16 protein-coding genes and 2 tRNA genes are annotated in these 18,492 nt (G+C 55.4%); 11 read left to right on the forward strand and 7 right to left on the reverse strand.

Annotated elements, in window-relative coordinates; genetic code table 11:
• Nucleotides 1-50 precede the first annotated feature (50 nt).
• Nucleotides 51-127: transfer RNA gene (locus tag LQK91_RS17045), tRNA-Asp, on the forward strand.
• Between the two features lie 7 nt (nt 128-134).
• Nucleotides 135-210, forward strand: a tRNA-Trp gene (locus tag LQK91_RS17050).
• A gap of 120 nt (nt 211-330) precedes the next feature.
• On the opposite strand, the gene hdfR is transcribed toward LQK91_RS17050, so the two are convergent.
• Entirely contained in the window at nt 331-1,164 is an 834-nt protein-coding gene (hdfR, locus tag LQK91_RS17055; RefSeq protein WP_008926363.1) for an HTH-type transcriptional regulator HdfR, read from the reverse strand.
• 120 nt (nt 1,165-1,284) lie between these two features.
• Between hdfR and LQK91_RS17060 the strand changes: the two genes are divergently transcribed.
• Nucleotides 1,285-1,623, forward strand: a complete 339-nt coding sequence (locus LQK91_RS17060; RefSeq protein ID WP_008926362.1) for a DUF413 domain-containing protein — start codon at nt 1,285-1,287, stop codon at nt 1,621-1,623.
• Between the two features lie 26 nt (nt 1,624-1,649).
• Here the strand turns inward: LQK91_RS17060 and LQK91_RS17065 are convergent, their stop codons facing one another.
• The gene (locus tag LQK91_RS17065) at nt 1,650-3,170 is read right to left on the reverse strand and encodes a YifB family Mg chelatase-like AAA ATPase (RefSeq protein ID WP_078805088.1); all 1,521 of its coding nucleotides are present in this window, start codon (nt 3,168-3,170) and stop codon (nt 1,650-1,652) included.
• Between the two features lie 330 nt (nt 3,171-3,500).
• Here LQK91_RS17065 and ilvL point away from each other — a divergent pair, with 330 nt between their 5' ends.
• From ilvL to ilvA, 6 genes are all read left to right on the forward strand, one after another.
• A complete protein-coding gene (gene ilvL / locus LQK91_RS17070) occupies nt 3,501-3,599 on the forward strand; it encodes an ilv operon leader peptide (protein ID WP_072101316.1) in 99 nt (32 codons plus the stop codon).
• Nucleotides 3,600-3,749: 150 nt separating this feature from the next.
• The gene (ilvG, locus tag LQK91_RS17075; protein ID WP_078805089.1) at nt 3,750-5,396 is read left to right on the forward strand and encodes an acetolactate synthase 2 catalytic subunit; all 1,647 of its coding nucleotides are present in this window, start codon (nt 3,750-3,752) and stop codon (nt 5,394-5,396) included.
• Complete coding sequence (gene ilvM / locus LQK91_RS17080) at nt 5,393-5,650, forward strand: acetolactate synthase 2 small subunit (protein ID WP_008926359.1); 258 nt, start codon at nt 5,393-5,395, stop codon at nt 5,648-5,650. Before ilvG ends, ilvM begins: the two co-directional genes overlap by 4 nt.
• An 18-nt stretch (nt 5,651-5,668) precedes the next feature.
• Nucleotides 5,669-6,598, forward strand: coding sequence for a branched-chain amino acid transaminase (locus LQK91_RS17085; protein WP_008926358.1), 930 nt, complete (start codon nt 5,669-5,671; stop codon nt 6,596-6,598).
• A 62-nt stretch (nt 6,599-6,660) separates the two neighbouring features.
• Nucleotides 6,661-8,511, forward strand: a complete 1,851-nt coding sequence (ilvD, locus tag LQK91_RS17090; RefSeq protein ID WP_008926357.1) for a dihydroxy-acid dehydratase — start codon at nt 6,661-6,663, stop codon at nt 8,509-8,511.
• A 2-nt stretch (nt 8,512-8,513) separates the two neighbouring features.
• Nucleotides 8,514-10,061, forward strand: a complete 1,548-nt coding sequence (ilvA, locus tag LQK91_RS17095; protein WP_090967021.1) for a threonine ammonia-lyase, biosynthetic — start codon at nt 8,514-8,516, stop codon at nt 10,059-10,061.
• Here ilvA and ilvY read toward each other — a convergent pair whose 3' ends face one another.
• Complete coding sequence (ilvY, locus tag LQK91_RS17100) at nt 10,062-10,943, reverse strand: HTH-type transcriptional activator IlvY (RefSeq protein ID WP_008926355.1); 882 nt, start codon at nt 10,941-10,943, stop codon at nt 10,062-10,064. It lies immediately after the preceding gene.
• 162 nt (nt 10,944-11,105) lie between these two features.
• Here ilvY and ilvC point away from each other — a divergent pair, with 162 nt between their 5' ends.
• Nucleotides 11,106-12,581: a ketol-acid reductoisomerase gene (gene ilvC, locus LQK91_RS17105; protein ID WP_105099982.1), complete on the forward strand. Its 1,476-nt coding sequence runs from the start codon at nt 11,106-11,108 to the stop codon at nt 12,579-12,581.
• Nucleotides 12,582-13,106: 525 nt separating this feature from the next.
• Here the strand turns inward: ilvC and LQK91_RS17110 are convergent.
• The 3 genes from LQK91_RS17110 to LQK91_RS17120 form a co-directional block, all read right to left on the reverse strand.
• Nucleotides 13,107-14,438: an MFS transporter gene (locus LQK91_RS17110; RefSeq protein WP_105099926.1), complete on the reverse strand. Its 1,332-nt coding sequence runs from the start codon at nt 14,436-14,438 to the stop codon at nt 13,107-13,109.
• Between the two features lie 272 nt (nt 14,439-14,710).
• Entirely contained in the window at nt 14,711-15,730 is a 1,020-nt protein-coding gene (yhjD, locus tag LQK91_RS17115) for an inner membrane protein YhjD (protein ID WP_003852018.1), read from the reverse strand.
• A gap of 45 nt (nt 15,731-15,775) precedes the next feature.
• Nucleotides 15,776-16,675 carry a LysR family transcriptional regulator gene (locus LQK91_RS17120; protein ID WP_008926352.1) on the reverse strand — a complete coding sequence of 300 codons (900 nt, stop codon included), beginning with the start codon at nt 16,673-16,675 and terminating at the stop codon, nt 15,776-15,778.
• A 115-nt stretch (nt 16,676-16,790) separates the two neighbouring features.
• Here LQK91_RS17120 and LQK91_RS17125 point away from each other — a divergent pair, with 115 nt between their 5' ends.
• Nucleotides 16,791-17,549 carry an SDR family NAD(P)-dependent oxidoreductase gene (locus LQK91_RS17125; protein WP_105099927.1) on the forward strand — a complete coding sequence of 253 codons (759 nt, stop codon included), beginning with the start codon at nt 16,791-16,793 and terminating at the stop codon, nt 17,547-17,549.
• 39 nt (nt 17,550-17,588) lie between these two features.
• Here LQK91_RS17125 and LQK91_RS17130 read toward each other — a convergent pair whose 3' ends face one another.
• On the reverse strand, nt 17,589-18,437 hold the full coding sequence (locus LQK91_RS17130) for a PhzF family phenazine biosynthesis protein (RefSeq protein WP_105099928.1): 849 nt from the start codon (nt 18,435-18,437) through the stop codon (nt 17,589-17,591).
• Nucleotides 18,438-18,492: the final 55 nt, after the last annotated feature.

The following is an 18,492-nucleotide window of genomic DNA, read 5'->3' on the forward strand; positions in this document are numbered from 1 at the left end:
AAGGAACAGACGGTTCTCAGCCGGTTGCTGAGAACCGTGAAAGAATCGGTGGAGCGGTAGTTCAGTTGGTTAGAATACCTGCCTGTCACGCAGGGGGTCGCGGGTTCGAGCCCCGTCCGTTCCGCCACCCTATTAGGGGCGTAGTTCAATTGGTAGAGCACCGGTCTCCAAAACCGGGTGTTGGGGGTTCGAGTCCCTCCGCCCCTGCCAGAAAACGATCCTTTGCTTCGGCAAAGGATTTTTTTTTGCCTTTAAAAAAAGCAAAAAAGAAAAACCAGCTAACGCTAACTGGCCTCTGATCTTCCCTGCTCACCTCTTTTTCCCGTAAATTCAGCTGTTTTGCCTGACCAGAATCGGGAATTTAAGCAACTGGCGGATGTGTGCCTGCTGATCGCTGTTCTGCAACCAGACAGCATAGAGCGGACGAACGGCAACGGGTGTATCCGGAATCATCATCAACTCACTGTAAACACTTTGCCAGAAGTCCGGCAGAAACGCGCATGCGCCGGTGGTATGCAGCAGTTCACGGGTGACATGCGCTGACGTTGTGGAGAGGACCGGCACATCATCAGCCCCCGAGAGATAGCTCTGATGCTGATGAAAATCAGCTCCCCATTCCAGCTTAATGTAATCATATTTCTCACGCTTTTCGCTCTGCCGGGCGCAGAACAGCGCCAGTGAAATATGACCAATCTGCTGACTGGTTAACTCATCCATCTTAGGCGCTTCAGTGGTAATCAACAGATCCAGCTGGCGCTCATGAAGCTGTTTAACCAGCAGATGCCGCTGTGCCACGCGCGCTTCTAAATGCAGGCTCTCCCGATTCTCATACAGCGTCTGTAGCCATGGCGTCAGATAGGCTTCCCATAGAGATGCACTGGCACCTATAGAAAGCTCATGATGCTGCTGAGTATGAGAAACCTCCTTCTTCGCCATCATCCAGGTGCTCATCAGGCTTTCAGCATAGGGAAGCAGTCGCTCTCCTGCCGCTGTCAGACGTATGTTATTGCGATGCCGTGTAAAAAGATTAACGCCAAGCTGATTTTCTAACTGACGGATGCGAAAACTGACAGCAGATTGCGTAAGGTAAAGTGCTTCTGCAGCACGCCCAAAATGACGTGTCCTGCTCACTTCCAGGAAAGTTTTCAGTAATTCCGTATCCACAGCGTTCTCCCAAAAAATGTTTGTCGTATAGATTTAAATGTTTTGTTTTACACTCTGTCAAGCCTATCTAATACTCCGCGCCATTAACAGCACGGCATTAGAAAATCAGGAGCGTGTAACATGGCGGAAAGCTTCTCAACAGAGAATCGTTTCTTTGATAACAAACATTACCCGCGTGGTTTCTCACGCCACGGTGACTTTACTATTAAAGAAGCTCAGCTTCTTGAACGCCACGGTTTTGCTTTTAATGAGCTGGATTTATCAAAGCGTGAGCCTGTAACTGAAGAAGAACGTTTGTTTATTGAAGTGTGTCGTGGCGTGCGTGAGCCGCAAACGGAAGCTGAGCGCGTGTGGTCTAAGTATATGACCCGCATTAAGCGTCCTAAGCGTTTTCATACGCTCTCTGGCGGTAAACCGCAGATGGACACCGTTGAAGACTTTACCGACAGCGACGATTAACAGAGAAGGGGCGAAAGCCCCTTTTTTTATTGCAGGCTGTTGTGCAGATGAATCATTAATCGATCTATTGTACGGTAACTGACCGCTTCCTGCAGATGTGACCGGCTAATATCCGTATCCCCCGCGAGATCGGCAACGGTACGCGCCACTTTCAAAATCCGCTGCCATGCCCGCACAGACAAACCCAGTTTCTCCAGCACGGACTCCAGCCACTCCGCGTCTTCTTTGGCAGGCTGACACCAGCGCATAATCTCTGCATTGTTTAAATGCGCATTGATCTTGCCTGTGCGGGCCAGCTGAATGTTACGTGCCGCGACCACCCGATGACGTACCTGCTCAGACGCTTCCGCTCTGGCGCGCTGACCGCTGAGCATCCCACCCGGCAGTAGCGGCACCTCCAGCGAAAGATCAAAACGATCCAAAAAAGGGCCTGATAGCTTACTGAGATATCGCAAAACCTGTTGGGGTGAGCAGCGGTTGTGTTGTCCCTGATAATGCCCGGTTGGACTGGGATTCATCGCAGCGATCAGCTGAAACCGTGCCGGATAGGTAACTTTTGCCCGGGCACGGGAAATAGCGATGACGCCCGACTCTAATGGCTCGCGCAGGGAGTCCAGTACCTTGCGATCAAATTCCGGTAACTCATCCAGAAACAGTACGCCATTGTGCGCGAGGGATATCTCACCGGGCCGTGGCAATGATCCGCCACCAATCAAAGCATAGAGAGATGCGCTATGGTGAGGTGACCTGAAAGGCCGCGTGCGCCACTGTCGGTGCAGGGTATTGTTGTTCACCAGGCTGTCGATTGCCGCGCACTCCAGAGCTTCCTGATCGCTAAGAGAAGGCATTATGCCAGGCAGTCGGGTGGCGAGCATGGTTTTACCCGTGCCCGGTGGCCCAATCAGCAGCAGGTTATGACCGCCTGCCGCTGTGATCTCCAGTGCTCTGCGCCCCTGCTCCTGACCAATGACATCAGCGAGATCATCAGCCGGCACGTCGCCCTGCTGTTCAGGGTATTGGGCCGTCGGTAATGTGAGCGCATTACGCAGAAAGGCGCATACCTCGCTGAGGTGAGAGGCGACCAGCGACAACCCCTGACGGATGAGTCCGGCATCACCCTGATTTTCAACGGAGAGCACCAGCTGCCTTCCCGCCTGTATCGCCACCATAGCCGCTGGAATCGCGCCCTGTACACCGCACACTGCGCCGTCGAGTGCCAGCTCACCCAGAAACTCATAGTGCGTCAGCTTATCGGCAGGAAGCTGCTCAGAGGCGACCAGAATGGCGATCGCCATAGGTAAGTCATACCGCCCGCCCTCTTTGGGTAAATCTGCCGGGGCCAGATTGATGGTGACGCGCTTAGCCGGAAAGGTAAAACCACTGTTGATAATGGCGCTGCGGACCCGCTCACGTGCCTCTTTCACGGTGGTTTCAGGCAAACCCACCAGTGTTAACGCTGGCAGGCCGTTACTGATATGCGCCTCAATGGTCACCAGCGGGGCTTCTACGCCTAATGCTGCCCGGGTCAGAACTTTTGATAATGACATACTCGCTCCTTGTTGCCGCCAGTCTGGTGACAGCGTCAAATGAAAGCGAGGGGATGATCAGCACTGTTCGGGCCATCGTCCAGCTCATCAGCGTTTTTTTCAAGGCGTATTGAAACCTTGTGCGACTGCGCGCAAATTCATCAAAACATGATTACGCCACTAAAGTGATGAATAATTATCATCACGTAATTATTTCTTGTAATACAGGTTGATAGGTCGTTATCCAGCGCCTGTGGTTAAAAAAAGTCTGTAAAAAAAGTTGTGCCATAACCCCTGACTATGATAACTCTGTAGGCATTACTTCGAACACGTAAAAGAATTGAACAACACATGAAAGCCCTTCTACAAGTGATTAGCCTGGTCGTGATTAGCGTGGTGGTGGTTATTAACCTACCGTGCGGGGCAACGCTTGGAGAAAGAAAGGCTTAAAAATCAAGCCTCGAATCCGAAAAAACCCCCGCACCGAAAGGTCCGGGGGTTTTTTTTCGACCCGAGGAAATATCAGTAAATCCACAAGGAACAAGCAATGAACAGTAGCATAAAATTCTGTTGTTCCGGTCAGGACACAGGAGAATAGCGATGACAGGTGCACAGTGGGTAGTTCAGGCTTTACGCGCGCAGGGGGTTAATACCGTATTTGGTTACCCTGGTGGCGCAATCATGCCGGTATACGACGCGCTCTATGATGGCGGCGTGGAACACCTACTGTGTCGTCATGAGCAGGGCGCAGTGATGGCGGCGATTGGCTATGCCCGCTCAACCGGCAAAACTGGCGTCTGTATCGCCACTTCAGGCCCTGGCGCGACTAACCTGATTACGGGCCTGGCGGATGCCATGATGGATTCGGTTCCGGTTGTGGCAATCACCGGTCAGGTGACCTCTGCCTTCATCGGCACCGATGCTTTCCAGGAGATCGACGTACTGGGACTCTCGCTGGCCTGTACCAAGCACAGCTTCCTGGTCGAGTCGCTGGATGAGCTGCCCGCTATCATGGCGGAAGCCTTTGCGCTGGCGCAGTCGGGTCGTCCGGGTCCGGTGCTGGTTGATATCCCGAAAGACATTCAGATTGCGCAGGGTGAGCCCGCACCGCATCTGGTGCCGGTAGAAGAGGGAAGCGCGCTGCCACATCAGGCAATTCACGAAGCACGTGCACTGATGGCGCAGGCCAGAAAACCCATGCTCTACGTTGGCGGTGGCGTCGGTCTGGCGCAGGCTGTTCCGGCACTGCGTGCGCTGGCAGAAGAAACCGGTATTCCGGCAGTGGCTACCCTGAAAGGCTTAGGCAGTGTGGATCCACACAGTGAGGTCTATCTGGGCATGCTGGGGATGCACGGCACCAAAGCCGCTAACCTGGCCGTACAGGCATGTGACCTGCTGATCGCGGTCGGTGCGCGCTTCGACGACCGCGTCACCGGCAAGCTGGATACCTTTGCACCCCACGCCAGCGTGATTCATCTCGACATCGATCCCGCTGAGTTAAACAAATTACGTCGCGCACACGTCTCTCTGCAGGGTGATCTCAACGAATTGCTGCCTGCTCTGAGTCAGCCGCTGCATATCAACGCCTGGCGTGATGAGGTGAAAGCGCTTAAAGCCAGTCACTCATGGCGCTATGACCATCCAGGCGAAGCGATCTATGCGCCGCTGTTGCTGAAGCAGCTTTCCGATCGCAAACCGGCCAATACTGTTGTGACCACCGACGTTGGTCAGCATCAGATGTGGACGGCACAGCACATGGCATTTAGCGCACCGGAAAACTTCATCACCTCCAGTGGTTTAGGCACCATGGGCTTTGGTTTGCCTGCCGCTATCGGCGCACAGGTTGCACGCCCGGAAGATACGGTTATCTGTGTCTCGGGTGATGGATCCATCATGATGAACATTCAGGAACTGGGTACCATCAAGCGCGGCAAGCTGCCGGTTAAAATCGTACTGATGGATAACCAGCGTCTGGGCATGGTGCGCCAGTGGCAGCAGCTCTTTTTTGACGGTCGCTACAGCGAAACCAATCTGTCCGATAATCCCGACTTCCTCACGCTGGCCAGCGCGTTCAACATTCCTGGCCAGCGCATTACCCGTAAAGATCAGGTCGACGCCGCCCTTGATGCTCTGCTGAACAGCGAAGGTCCTTACTTCCTGCATGTTGCAATAGATGAGCATGAAAACGTCTGGCCACTGGTACCGCCGGGTGCCAGCAATGCAAACATGATGGAGAAAACCGTATGAACCAGCATCAATTGTCTATCGAAGCCCGTTTCCGCCCTGAAATATTAGAGCGCATTTTACGCGTCGTGCGTCACCGCGGTTTTCAGGTCTGTTCAATGAACATGGCCTCAGTCGCTAACGCAGAAAACATTAATATTGAAATGACCGTTGCCAGCCAGCGCTCCGTCGATTTACTGTCTTCGCAGTTAAGTAAATTGATCGACGTTGCATGCGTTCAGATTCAACAACAGACAACACAACAAATCCGCGCGTAGCCGCGAGAGGAAATAACAATGAGCACGAAGAAAGCAGACTTTATTTGGTTCAATGGCGAGATGGTTAAGTGGGAAGATGCGAAGGTCAGCGTCATGTCTCACGCGTTGCACTACGGTACGTCGGTATTTGAAGGCGTGCGTTGCTACGACTCTCACAAAGGACCGGTTGTGTTCCGTCATCGCGAACACATGCAACGTCTGCACGACTCCGCCAAAATCTACCGCTTCCCGATTAAAAGCAGCGTTGATGAGCTGATGGAAGCGTGCCGCGAAGTCATCCGCCTGAACAAACTGAAAAGTGCTTATATCCGTCCGCTGGCCTTTGTTGGCGATGTGGGCCTGGGCGTGAACCCGCCAGACGGCTTCACCACCGATGTGATCATTGCTGCCTTCCCGTGGGGCGCATACCTGGGCGCAGAAGCGCTGGAAAACGGCATCGATGCGATGGTCTCCTCATGGAACCGCGTTGCGCCAAATACCCTGCCAACCGCCGCGAAAGCGGGTGGTAACTACCTCTCCTCACTGCTGGTGGGCAGCGAAGCCCGTCGTCACGGTTATCAGGAAGGTATCGCGCTGGACACCAATGGCCTGATTTCAGAAGGTGCTGGCGAGAACCTGTTTGAAGTTAAAGATGGTGTGCTGTTTACGCCGCCATTCACCTCCTCTGCACTGCCGGGTATCACCCGCGATGCCATCATCACGCTGGCGCGCGATATGGGCATTGAAGTGCGTGAGCAGACGCTGTCGCGTGAGTCGCTCTATCTGGCTGACGAAGTCTTTATGTCTGGCACCGCCGCAGAAATCACGCCGGTACGCAGCGTGGATCGCATTCAGGTCGGCGAAGGCAAACGTGGTCCGGTCACCAAACGCATCCAGGAGGCCTTCTTTGGTCTGTTCACTGGCGAAACAGAAGACAAGTGGGGCTGGTTAGATCCGGTTAACCCATAATCAGATACAGCGCGGGCGTCATCTGACGTCCGCGAGCTTATTCTTACTGGAGTAAATAGAGCATGCCTAAGTACCGTTCCGCCACTACCACCCACGGCCGCAATATGGCAGGTGCCCGTGCCTTATGGCGCGCGACAGGAATGACCGACGACGATTTCGGCAAGCCGATTATCGCTGTGGTTAACTCATTCACCCAATTTGTCCCTGGCCACGTTCACCTCCGCGACCTGGGTAAACTCGTCGCTGAGCAGATTGAAGCGTCAGGTGGTGTGGCTAAAGAGTTCAACACCATCGCGGTGGATGACGGTATTGCCATGGGTCATGGCGGCATGCTGTATTCACTGCCTTCGCGCGAACTGATTGCCGACTCGGTCGAGTACATGGTCAACGCGCACTGCGCAGACGCCATGGTCTGCATCTCTAACTGCGATAAAATCACGCCGGGAATGCTGATGGCGTCACTGCGCCTGAATATTCCGGTGATCTTTGTTTCCGGTGGACCGATGGAAGCGGGTAAAACCAAGCTTTCTGACAAAATCATCAAGCTGGATCTGGTGGATGCGATGATTCAGGGTGCCAACCCGAACGTCAGCGATGCCGACAGCGATCAGATCGAACGCTCTGCCTGTCCGACCTGCGGCTCCTGCTCCGGTATGTTCACCGCCAACTCGATGAACTGTCTGACCGAAGCTCTGGGCCTGTCGCAGCCTGGCAACGGATCACTGCTGGCCACGCACGCCGATCGCAAAGAGCTGTTCATCAATGCCGGTAAGCGCATCGTCAGTCTGACCAAGCGCTACTACGAGCAGGATGACGTCAACATGCTGCCACGTAACATCGCTAACAAGGCCGCTTTCGAGAACGCCATGATGCTGGATATCGCCATGGGCGGTTCCACCAACACCGTATTGCACCTGCTGGCGGCGGCACAGGAAGGCGATATCGACTTTAATATCTCCGACATCGATCGCCTGTCACGTAAAGTGCCTCAGCTTTGTAAAGTCGCGCCAAGTACCCCGAAATATCACATGGAAGATGTGCATCGCGCGGGTGGGGTTTTTGCGATTCTGGGCGAGCTGGATCGCGCAGGCCTCTTCGACAGCAGCGCCCGTAATATTCTGCAGCAGACGATGCGTGAAACGCTGGATCAGTACGACATCATGCTGACCAAAGATCAGGCGGTGAAAGATATGTTCCGCGCTGGCCCGGCAGGCATCCGTACCACCCAGGCGTTCTCACAGAACTGCCGCTGGGACACGCTGGATGATGATCGTGCCGAAGGCTGTATCCGCACCCGCGAAAACGCTTACTCGCAGGATGGCGGTCTGGCCGTGCTTTACGGCAACATCGCCGAAGATGGCTGTATCGTTAAAACGGCGGGCGTAGACAAAGAGATCCTGACCTTCACGGGTCCGGCTAAAGTCTATGAAAGCCAGGATGACGCGGTAGAAGCGATTCTGGGCGGCAAAGTTGTGGCAGGCGACGTGGTCGTCATCCGCTACGAAGGACCAAAAGGCGGGCCGGGCATGCAGGAAATGCTCTATCCGACCACCTATCTGAAATCGATGGGCCTGGGCAAAAGCTGCGCACTGATCACCGACGGTCGGTTCTCCGGCGGCACGTCGGGCCTCTCTATCGGCCACGCTTCGCCGGAAGCGGCTAACGGCGGCACCATTGCGCTGGTCAAAGATGGCGATACCATTGAAATCGATATCCCTAATCGCGGCATCAAACTCGCTGTGCCGGATAACGAACTGCACGCCCGCCGTGAAGAGCAGCAGGCACGTGGCGATGCGGCCTATACGCCGGTCAATCGTCAGCGTGAAGTCTCCTTTGCGCTGCGTGCTTACGCATTACTCGCGACCAGTGCTGACAAAGGCGCCGTCCGCGATAAGAGCAAGCTGGGAGGCTAAAAATGGCCGAGTCTCAACCGCTACCTGACGCGCCTGGCGGCGCCGAATATTTGCGCGCAGTGCTGCGTTCACCGGTGTATGAAGTGGCACAGGTGACGCCGCTGCAGGTTATGGAAAAAATTTCGGCGCGGCTCGGCAACACCATTCTGGTGAAGCGGGAAGATCGCCAGCCGGTGCACAGTTTCAAGGTGCGCGGTGCTTACGCGATGATTGCCGGTCTGAACGAAGAGCAGAAAGCGCGCGGCGTGGTGACGGCGTCAGCCGGTAACCATGCGCAGGGCGTGGCACTCTCCGCGACGAAACTGGGCATCAAGTCACTGATTGTGATGCCGCTGGCGACCGCAGACATCAAGGTTGATGCAGTGCGCGCATTTGGCGGTGAGGCTTTCCTGTTTGGTGCCAACTTTGATGAGGCGAAAGCCAAAGCGATAGAGCTCGCTGAACAGCGCGGCTACACCTTCGTGCCGCCGTTTGACCATCCGGCTGTCATTGCCGGACAGGGCACGCTGGCGATGGAGCTGTTGCAGCAGGATGCGCACCTTGACCGGGTCTTTGTCCCGGTTGGCGGCGGCGGTCTGGCCGCCGGCGTGGCTGTGCTGATCAAGCAGCTGATGCCGCAAATCAAAGTGATTGCGGTGGAGTCAGAAGATTCAGCCTGCCTGAAAGCCGCACTGGAAGCGGGTCATCCGGTCGATCTGCCGCGCGTCGGGCTGTTTGCCGAAGGCGTCGCGGTCAAACGGATTGGCAGCGAGACCTTCCGGCTCTGTCAGGCTTACATTGATGACATTATCACCGTCGATAGCGATGCGATTTGCGCGGCGATGAAAGATCTGTTCGAAGATGTTCGTGCTGTGGCGGAGCCGTCTGGCGCGCTGGCGCTGGCGGGCATGAAAAAGTATATCCAGCAGCACGAGATCAAAGGCGAGCGGCTGGCGCATGTGTTATCAGGTGCCAACGTCAACTTCCACGGCCTGCGTTACGTCTCCGAGCGTTGTGAGCTGGGCGAGCAGCGTGAAGCGCTGCTGGCCGTCACCATCCCGGAACAGCAGGGCAGCTTCCTGCGCTTCTGTCAGACGCTGGGCGGACGTTCCATTACCGAGTTCAACTATCGCTACGCGGATGCGGACAAAGCCTGCATCTTTGTTGGCGTGCGTCTGACCCGTGGCGTAGAGGAGCGTAGCGAAATCATCAGCGAGCTCACCAGCGGCGGTTATCAGGTGGTCGATCTTTCAGATGATGAGATGGCGAAACTGCACGTGCGCTACATGGTGGGCGGACGTCCCTCCAAGCCGCTGCGTGAACGGCTCTTCAGCTTTGAATTCCCGGAGGCACCTGGCGCGTTGCTGAAGTTCCTGCAGACGCTGGGCACTCACTGGAATATCTCGCTGTTTCACTACCGCAGCCACGGTACCGACTATGGTCGTGTGCTGGCGGCGTTTGAACTCGGCAGCGATGAGCCACGTTTCGAGGAGCATCTCACCGATCTGGGTTACGACTTTCATGACGAAAGCCAGAACCCGGCGTTCCGCTTCTTCCTGTCAGGCCACTGATTACAGCTGGCTCCAGAAAGCACTGATCAGCGGCTCTCCGAGCCGCTTTTTTTGCACGCAGATGCCGAGTTCGAACGGCGCAACCGAGTCAATATTCTCCAGCAGCAGCACGCGGTTTCGCACCGGGTCCGGGCTGTTCTCCAGCACCACATCCGGCAACAGTGCAATACCGCAACCCAGCGCCACCATTGAGACAATCGCTTCATGCCCCGATACGGTGGCGTAAATGACCGGATTCGGGATGCGCTGACGACGGAACCAGAGATCGATACGCCGCCGTGCGGGTCCCTGCACCGGCAGAATGAAGGGAATTTTTGACCAGTCGGGCTGCGGCTGTGTGGCCTGAGTGCGAACAGCACAGGGCAGTGCAGGCGCAATCAGCACCAGCGGGATCAGCCCCAGTGGCATAAAATCAATGCTGGCGGGCAGAGTTTCAGGCCGTCCGGCAATCGCCAGATCGGCATCGCCGGAGTGCACTTTTTCCACCGCATCCGCGGCATCGCCGGTATCCAGTTTGATTTCGACCTGCGGATGTTCAGCGCGAAAGCGGTCAAGGATGGGCGGCAGATGACTGTAGGCCGCCGTCACAGAACAGAACAGTCGTAGTTCGCCGCTGAGTGACGGGCCGTTAAGATCCATCACATGGCGCAGTTGCTGATACTGCAACAGCGTCTGCTGGGCAAACTGGCGCAGGCGTTCGCCCGCTTCCGTCAGCGTCACGGTTCGGTTATCACGCAGAAACAGCGCATGGCCGACATCTTCTTCAAGCCGCTGGATCTGGCGTGACAGGGTGGAAGGGCTGACGTGCATCGCACGCGCAGTGCGCCCGAAGTGGCAGCTTTCTGCCAGATGAAGAAACAGTTTCAGATCCCGTAAATCCATGTGCGCGTCGCCTCTGAGTGGTGTTGCATTTATTGCAATGTGACGTTGTTAATATATCAATTTAAGCAACAGAATTCCTGTCATATGATGGGGTCATTCGCGGCGCTGCACGATTCGCCGTTCCTGAACAAAAAAAGCAAACACAACCTTACTGGAGTACCCATGGCTAACTATTTCAACACATTGAACCTGCGCAACCAGCTGGCGCAATTAGGCAAATGCCGCTTCATGGCACGTGATGAATTCGCGGATGGTGCCAGTTTCCTGAAAGGCAAAAAAGTCGTTATCGTTGGCTGTGGTGCGCAGGGCCTGAACCAGGGTCTGAACATGCGCGATTCCGGTCTGGACGTTGCTTATGCACTGCGTGCTGAAGCGATTGCGGAAAAACGCCCTTCATGGCGCAAAGCGACCGATAACGGTTTCAAAGTGGGGACTTACGAAGATCTGATCCCGCAGGCTGACCTGGTGGTTAACCTGACGCCAGACAAGCAGCACTCTGCTGTAGTTCAGGCTGTTCAGCCGCTGATGAAAGATGGCGCTGCACTGGGCTACTCACACGGTTTCAATATCGTTGAAGTGGGCGAAAGCATCCGTAAAGACATCACTGTTGTGATGGTGGCGCCGAAGTGCCCGGGTACTGAAGTGCGTGAAGAGTACAAACGTGGCTTTGGTGTGCCGACGCTGATCGCGGTTCACCCTGAAAACGATCCAAAAGGCGAAGGCATGGCGATTGCTAAAGCCTGGGCTGCAGCCACCGGCGGCGATCGCGCTGGCGTGCTGGAATCCTCCTTCGTTGCAGAAGTGAAATCTGACCTGATGGGTGAGCAGACTATCCTGTGTGGCATGTTGCAGGCGGGTTCACTGCTCTGCTTCGACAAGCTGGTGGCTGAAGGTACCGATCCGGCTTACGCAGAAAAACTGATTCAGTTCGGCTGGGAAACCATCACCGAGTCACTGAAGTTTGGTGGCATCACCCTGATGATGGATCGTCTTTCTAACCCGGCGAAACTGCGCGCCTATGCGCTGTCAGAGCAGCTGAAAACTATCATGGCGCCGCTGTTCCAGAAGCATATGGATGACATCATCTCTGGTGAATTCTCTTCCGGTATGATGGCTGACTGGGCAAATGATGATAAAAACCTGCTGACCTGGCGTGAAGAGACCGGCCAGACCGCGTTTGAAACCGCCGCACAGTATGAAGGCAAAATCGAAGAGCAGGAATACTACGACAAAGGTGTTGTGATGGTTGCGATGGTGAAAGCGGGCGTTGAGCTGGCGTTTGAAACCATGGTAGACGCCGGCATCATTGAAGAGTCTGCTTACTACGAATCACTGCATGAGCTGCCGCTGATTGCGAATACCATCGCCCGTAAGCGTCTGTATGAAATGAACGTGGTTATCTCTGATACTGCCGAATATGGTAACTACCTGTTCTCCTTCGCCGCGGTGCCGCTGCTGAAAGAGTTCATGACCACGCTGCAGCCCGGCGATCTGGGTAAAGCGGTTGAAGGCACTCAGGTTGATAACGCGCAGCTGCGTGACGTCAACGAAGCCGTTCGCCAGCACCCGATTGAAACCGTTGGCCGCAAACTGCGTGGCTACATGACCGACATGAAGCGTATCGCTGTCGCGGGCTAATCAACCTCATCACAATTTTCAGCAAAACAAACCCCGGCTCGCCGGGGTTTTTTGTTTGGGAACACTGCCTGGAAGGTTCGCTGTAGGAACGGTGCCTGCACTGCCTGCTTCGCTGTAAGATCGAGCCGGTACAGGCAATACGGTCAGATCGGAAAGACGCAAAACCCGCCATCCCTGGTGCGGGACGCTTTCCTCCTCTGCCCGTATTGCCAGTGCCCTCAAGCTTCTTCATTGCTGTCCGAATCACCCTGCCTCATTAGCACTATGCAAGATCTTCAAACAGACAGCTAACCTGCTTCAGGCGATGGGAGCATACGCCTGTAGCAAAGCATCGCGGGCCAGGGATGGCGTCTTTTACGTCTTTGCGAAAGGCGTATGCGCCCTGAGCCTGCTACCTGACCTCAAGGCGACACTTTAAACCCTGCGGAGTAGATGTATGCTCCCTGAAACGCCCTTTATTTACTCAACCCAACCCATAAAAAAACCCGGCATCTGCCGGGTTTCACTGACATTCATCCAACCGGATTACACGTCATAAAGCGTCTGGTGACGCGTCTCTTTACAGGCCAGCAACGCGATCAGCGTCAGTACTGCCATTGACGCCAGATACAGCCCCACCGCCTGCAAACCATAATGGGCATTTAGCCAGGTCGCAATATAAGGCGCAACGGAGGCACCCAGAATCGAGGAGAGGTTATAGGAGAACGATGCGCCGGTATAACGCACTTCAGTCGGGAACAGCTCCGGCAGCAGCGCGCCCATCGGGCCAAACGTAAGCCCCATAATGCTCAGACCCAGCAGCAGAAACGCCATCACCAGCGCCTGTGAACCTGAACCAAGCATTGCCGGGAACAGGAACGAAAACCCGATAATCATCAGCGTAATGGTAATCATCGTCTTGCGACGACCAAAACGGTCAGCCAGCAAACCAGCAATCGGTACCATCACCCCAAAGCCAATCACCGCCAGCATCAGCATCCACAGCATACTGTTACGCGGAATGCCCAGACCCGCCGGTGCTGCCGTGGTGCCATAACTCATCGAATAGACGGTCATGATATAGAACAGCGTATAGGTCGCCAGCATGATAAAAGTGCCGAGAATCGTGGCGGTCAGATGCTTGCTCAGCAGCGCCGCAATCGGCACCCGAACCTGCTTCTTCTCTTTCTGCACTTTGGCAAACACCGGACTCTCATGCAGCGAAACGCGCACATACAGACCAATCAGCACCAGCACGGCAGAGAGAATAAACGGCACGCGCCAGCCCCACTGCATAAACTGCTCGTCGGTCAGCAGCCATGAAAGCAGCAGGAAAGTCCCGTTAGCGAAGAAAAAGCCAATCGGCGCACCCAACTGAGGGAACGAACCGTAAAGCGCACGCTTCTTCGCTGGCGCATTTTCCGTCGCCAGCAGCGCCGCACCACCCCATTCTCCACCCAGCCCCAGTCCCTGACCAAAACGCGCCAGCGCCAGCAGCAGCGGCGCCATCACGCCAATCGTCTCATAGCTGGGTAGCAGACCAATCACCACGGTGGAAATACCCATGGTCAGTAGCGAGGCAACCAGCGTGGCTTTACGCCCGACGCGATCGCCAAAGTGACCAAACACCGCTGAGCCAATCGGACGCGCGATAAAGGCGATAGCGAAAGTGGCCAGCGACTGTAGCGTTGCGACCGTGGCATCACCCTGCGGGAAGAAAATGTGCGGGAAAACAATTACCGCAGCCGTGGCATAAATATAAAAGTCGAAGAATTCGATGGCCGTACCGACCAGCGAGGCAATCACCACTTTACTGCGTGAGTTAACCGGCGTGGGATCCTGCTGTTTGTCGAGTGTGTCTGTGAGGGAGGCTTGCATAACTGTTTCTTATTTGTAAATACAGATAAAGAATCTTACGCATCTGCCAGGGCGCATTCAATGATGAAAACCCGCGCCGCGTCTGGCTTCAGAGGGCAAAAAGAGGATAATTTCTGTGGTGCTGTGAATACCGGGTGATACCGGGGTAAACCGGACGATATATGGCGGGATACTCTAAGAAAGGGCTAAATAAAAGTGACCCCTCAGCTATTCATCCTGTTATCTGATTAAAAAATAGCCGAGGGGGAATATTTTCCGCTGTTGTTAACGGATTACGATGATTTGTGTCGTGACGCGCTGCCCGCTTCAGGCATCTGTGGGTCGTCTTTATATTTGGCAGTGGCGATCCACGCTGCACAGAACAGCGTCAGACGAGCGAAGAAGTAGAAGAATGCCATCAGGCCGAGCACTGAACCAAAGGCGGCACCGGAAGGCGAGGTCGCCATCTTCGGCAGTGTCAGCGTCATCACAAACTTAATCACCTCAAAGCCGATTGCCGCCAGCAGTGTCCCGCGGAACAACGCTTTCTTACGTGGCTTATGACGCGGCAGAATCCAGAAAATCCACAGGAAAAGCAGATAGTTCGCCATAACGGAAATCGAGGTGGCGATAATGGTCAGCGCAGGCCGCAACCAGTCAATGCCATCCAGGCCCAGCGCACTCACGATAGAGGCCTGCGCAGAGCCGGCTACCGAGGTCAGCGACAGCGTAATCACCAGCGCCAGCATCAGACCCGCCAGCGACAGCAGATCGCGAATATAACGCTTCCAGATCTTCTCCTTGTCATCCGGTTTGCGTTCCCATACGTCGCGCGACTGGGCACGAATCGCTTCACGCAGGTTACCCATCCAGTTAAGGCCGGAGTAGAGCGCCAGCAGTAAACCGGTAATCCCCACGGTGGCACGCTGCTGAATCGCGGTATTCACCGTATTTTTCAGCGTGGTTGCCAGTGTCGGGTCGCTGATGCTGCTGACGATTTTGTTGATGATATCGGTCAGCAAATCCGGATTCGATGCCAGCACAAAACCCACGGCGGCGAACGACACCATCAGAATGGGAATCAGCGATAAAAACGAAAAATAGGTAATCGCCGCGCCAAACTGGCTGCCGAGCCGATCGTTAAAGCGGTCAAGGGCGCGAATGAAATGCGCCACCGCCGGAATAGCCTGAAACCAGGTGGCGAAACGCGACACGCGAACAATAGATTCATCTACGGTGTGGTTGCCGGTTTTAATATCGATAAGCGGCTTTTGTGGCTGCAAATCCTGCGGATTTTCCTGCTTGTCTGTCATAGACCTTCACTGTCCTGTTTATCATTAAAATCAAAGTATAGCCGCTCAGGTGACGTACTCCTGTAACACCTGACTCAGCCACTCCATAAATACCCGCACGCGACGTGCCACATTGCGCCGGTGCGGATAGAGCAGATGGATCGGCATCGGCCTGGCGGGAAAGCGGTGCAGCACTTCCACCAGCTCACCCCTTTCCAGCAATGTCTGAATGCCGGCGGCAGGCACCTGAATAATCCCTAAGCCCGCCAGGCAGGCGGCGCGATAGGTTTCGGTGCTGTTCACCGTCACCACGCCGCCGGTATGAACGTAATGGCACTGCCTGCCATCAAAATATTCAAATCCGGGTGATGCCTGACCGAGCTGCTGGCTGTAATGCACCATCGCATGCTGCGACAGCTCTTCCAGCCGGATGGGCATCCCGAACCGCGAAAGGTAGCCAGGGCTGGCGCAGTTAATCAAGGTATGGGTACCAATTTTTCGCGCAATCAGCCCCGAATCTTTGAGTTCGCCAACCCGAAGGACACAATCAAACCCTTCGCGGATCACATCCACCTGACGATCGCTGCTACTCAGCTCAATCTCTATGCCGGGATAGTGCTGCAAAAATTCGGGCAGTCGTGGCAGGATAAAACCGGTGGCCATCGCCACCGACATATCCACCCGGAGTTTACCGCTGAGCGAGGCGGGTTCGTGCTGAAACAGGCTGTCCATATCGTCAATCATCGACAATAAATCCAGACAGCGATCGTAATAGACTAATCCATCCTGGGTGAGTTGCACCCGGCGCGTGGTGCGATGCAACAAACGTGTTGCCATTTGATTCTCCAGCGCCTGGATCTGCCGGGATACACTGCCTTTCGGCACACCTAAACTTTCTGCTGCGCGGGTAAAACTGCCCATTTCTGCCACCCGCACGAAGACCTGCATTGCGTGAATTTTGTCCATGTTGTTCACCGATTGTTGTTTTTATTGAAACAGTGATGCGCGTTTACCCCTGTTTATAGATCAATAATTCGCGAATATCCTTAACCCGTGTTCAATTTTTCAACAGGTGTGAGCGATGAATCAGAAAGTGGCGTTAATTACCGGTGGAAACCGTGGGTTAGGCCGGAATGGAGCCTTAAAACTGGCTGCCAGAGGCACCGATATCATTCTGACGTACCGCAGCCATGCCGATGAGGCGCAGGCGGTCGTAAAGGAAATTGCGGCGATGGGGAGGCGCGCCGTGGCGCTGGCGCTGGATGTCGGCGAAACCGGTCAGTTCGACCGCTTTGTCGGAGACGTGAAACAGGCACTGCAACAGCAATGGCAACGGGAGCGATTTGACTATTTAGTGAACAACGCGGGTCATGGACACTACAAGCCCTTTACCGACACCACCGAGGCGGAATTTGATACGCTGGTGAATGTGCATTTTAAAGGGCCTTACTTTCTCACCCAGAAGCTGCTGCCGCTGATCAATGACGGTGGCCGCATCCTGAACATCTCCAGCGGGCTGACCCGGCTGGTCTATCCTGGCTCCTCGACCTATGCGTCGATGAAAGGGGCGATGGAAGTCCTGACGCGCTACCAGGCGAAAGAGCTGGGCGAACGGCGCATTCGCGTCAATATTCTGGCACCTGGCGCGATAGAGACTGACTTTGGTGGTGGCCGGGTGCGTGATACCCGCGAGATTAACGATCAGATTGCCGGACTGACGGCGCTGGGTCGGGTCGGACTGCCGGATGATATCGGCGACGCCATCAGCGCGATCCTCAGTGACGAAACCGGCTGGATCACCGCGCAGCGGATTGAGGCTTCAGGCGGGCAGGGGATTTAACCGCGGGCGGCGTCGTTGAAAACACGACGCCGCCGTCTTTCACAGTGTAATGGTGCCATCGATGACGGTAACCGTATTGCCGCCAATCCAGATGGTCTCACCGGCAAAGGTCACGTTCACCCGACCGGCACGCTGCAGGATTGTGCCCTGGCGAACGCGATAGGACGTCGTTTCACCCGCCATGGCGAAGTAACGCGCCAGACAGGCGTTGGCGCTGCCGGTCACCGGATCCTCGGTCAGGCTGCCATTTTCTACCAGCAGGCCACGCACTTCATACTGCTCAGGCTCGCCCTCAGGCAACCGGCCAAACGGCATCACTCCCGAAACACCCGCATGCTTAACCAGACGCTGCAAATCGCTGACATTGGGCTGCAGCGCCAGCACAGCGTCGGCACTGACCATCGGTACCAGCAGCCAGCGAATCCCCATATCGACCACCGTCGGGCTTTGCGTCAGATCGAACGCGTCGCTGTTTAAAGCGTTCCCCATCAGCGCATCCTGCCACGGCATCAGGGTGGCCGCTGGCGCGGCAAATGCCAGTTCGCCCGCCTCACCTATCTTCACCGTCACGTTTCCGACGCCACACTCCTGCACGATTTCACCCGGCGTTCGGGTAGGCCAGCCCGCCTCCAGCAGCGCATGTGCGGTGCCCAGCGTCGGATGACCGGCAAACGGCAGTTCGCCTTCCACGGTAAAAATACGCACCCGATAATCCGCCTCTTCGTGCTGCGGCGGCAGCACAAAGGTAGTTTCCGACAGGTTCGTCCAGCGGGCAATTGCCGCCAGCTGGCTGTCGTTTAGCCCCTGAGCATCCATGATCACCGCCAGCGGATTGCCATTAAAGGCGGATGAGGTAAACACATCGACTTGCTTAAACGCGACCTTCATTGTGACTCCTTGCTCTGGGTTCAGTGTGGCCTTTTCTCTGCCGGATGATTGCTTA

The sequence above is a fragment of the Pantoea sp. MHSD4 genome, from assembly GCF_021043305.1.
GTDB lineage: Bacteria > Pseudomonadota > Gammaproteobacteria > Enterobacterales > Enterobacteriaceae > Pantoea > Pantoea eucalypti.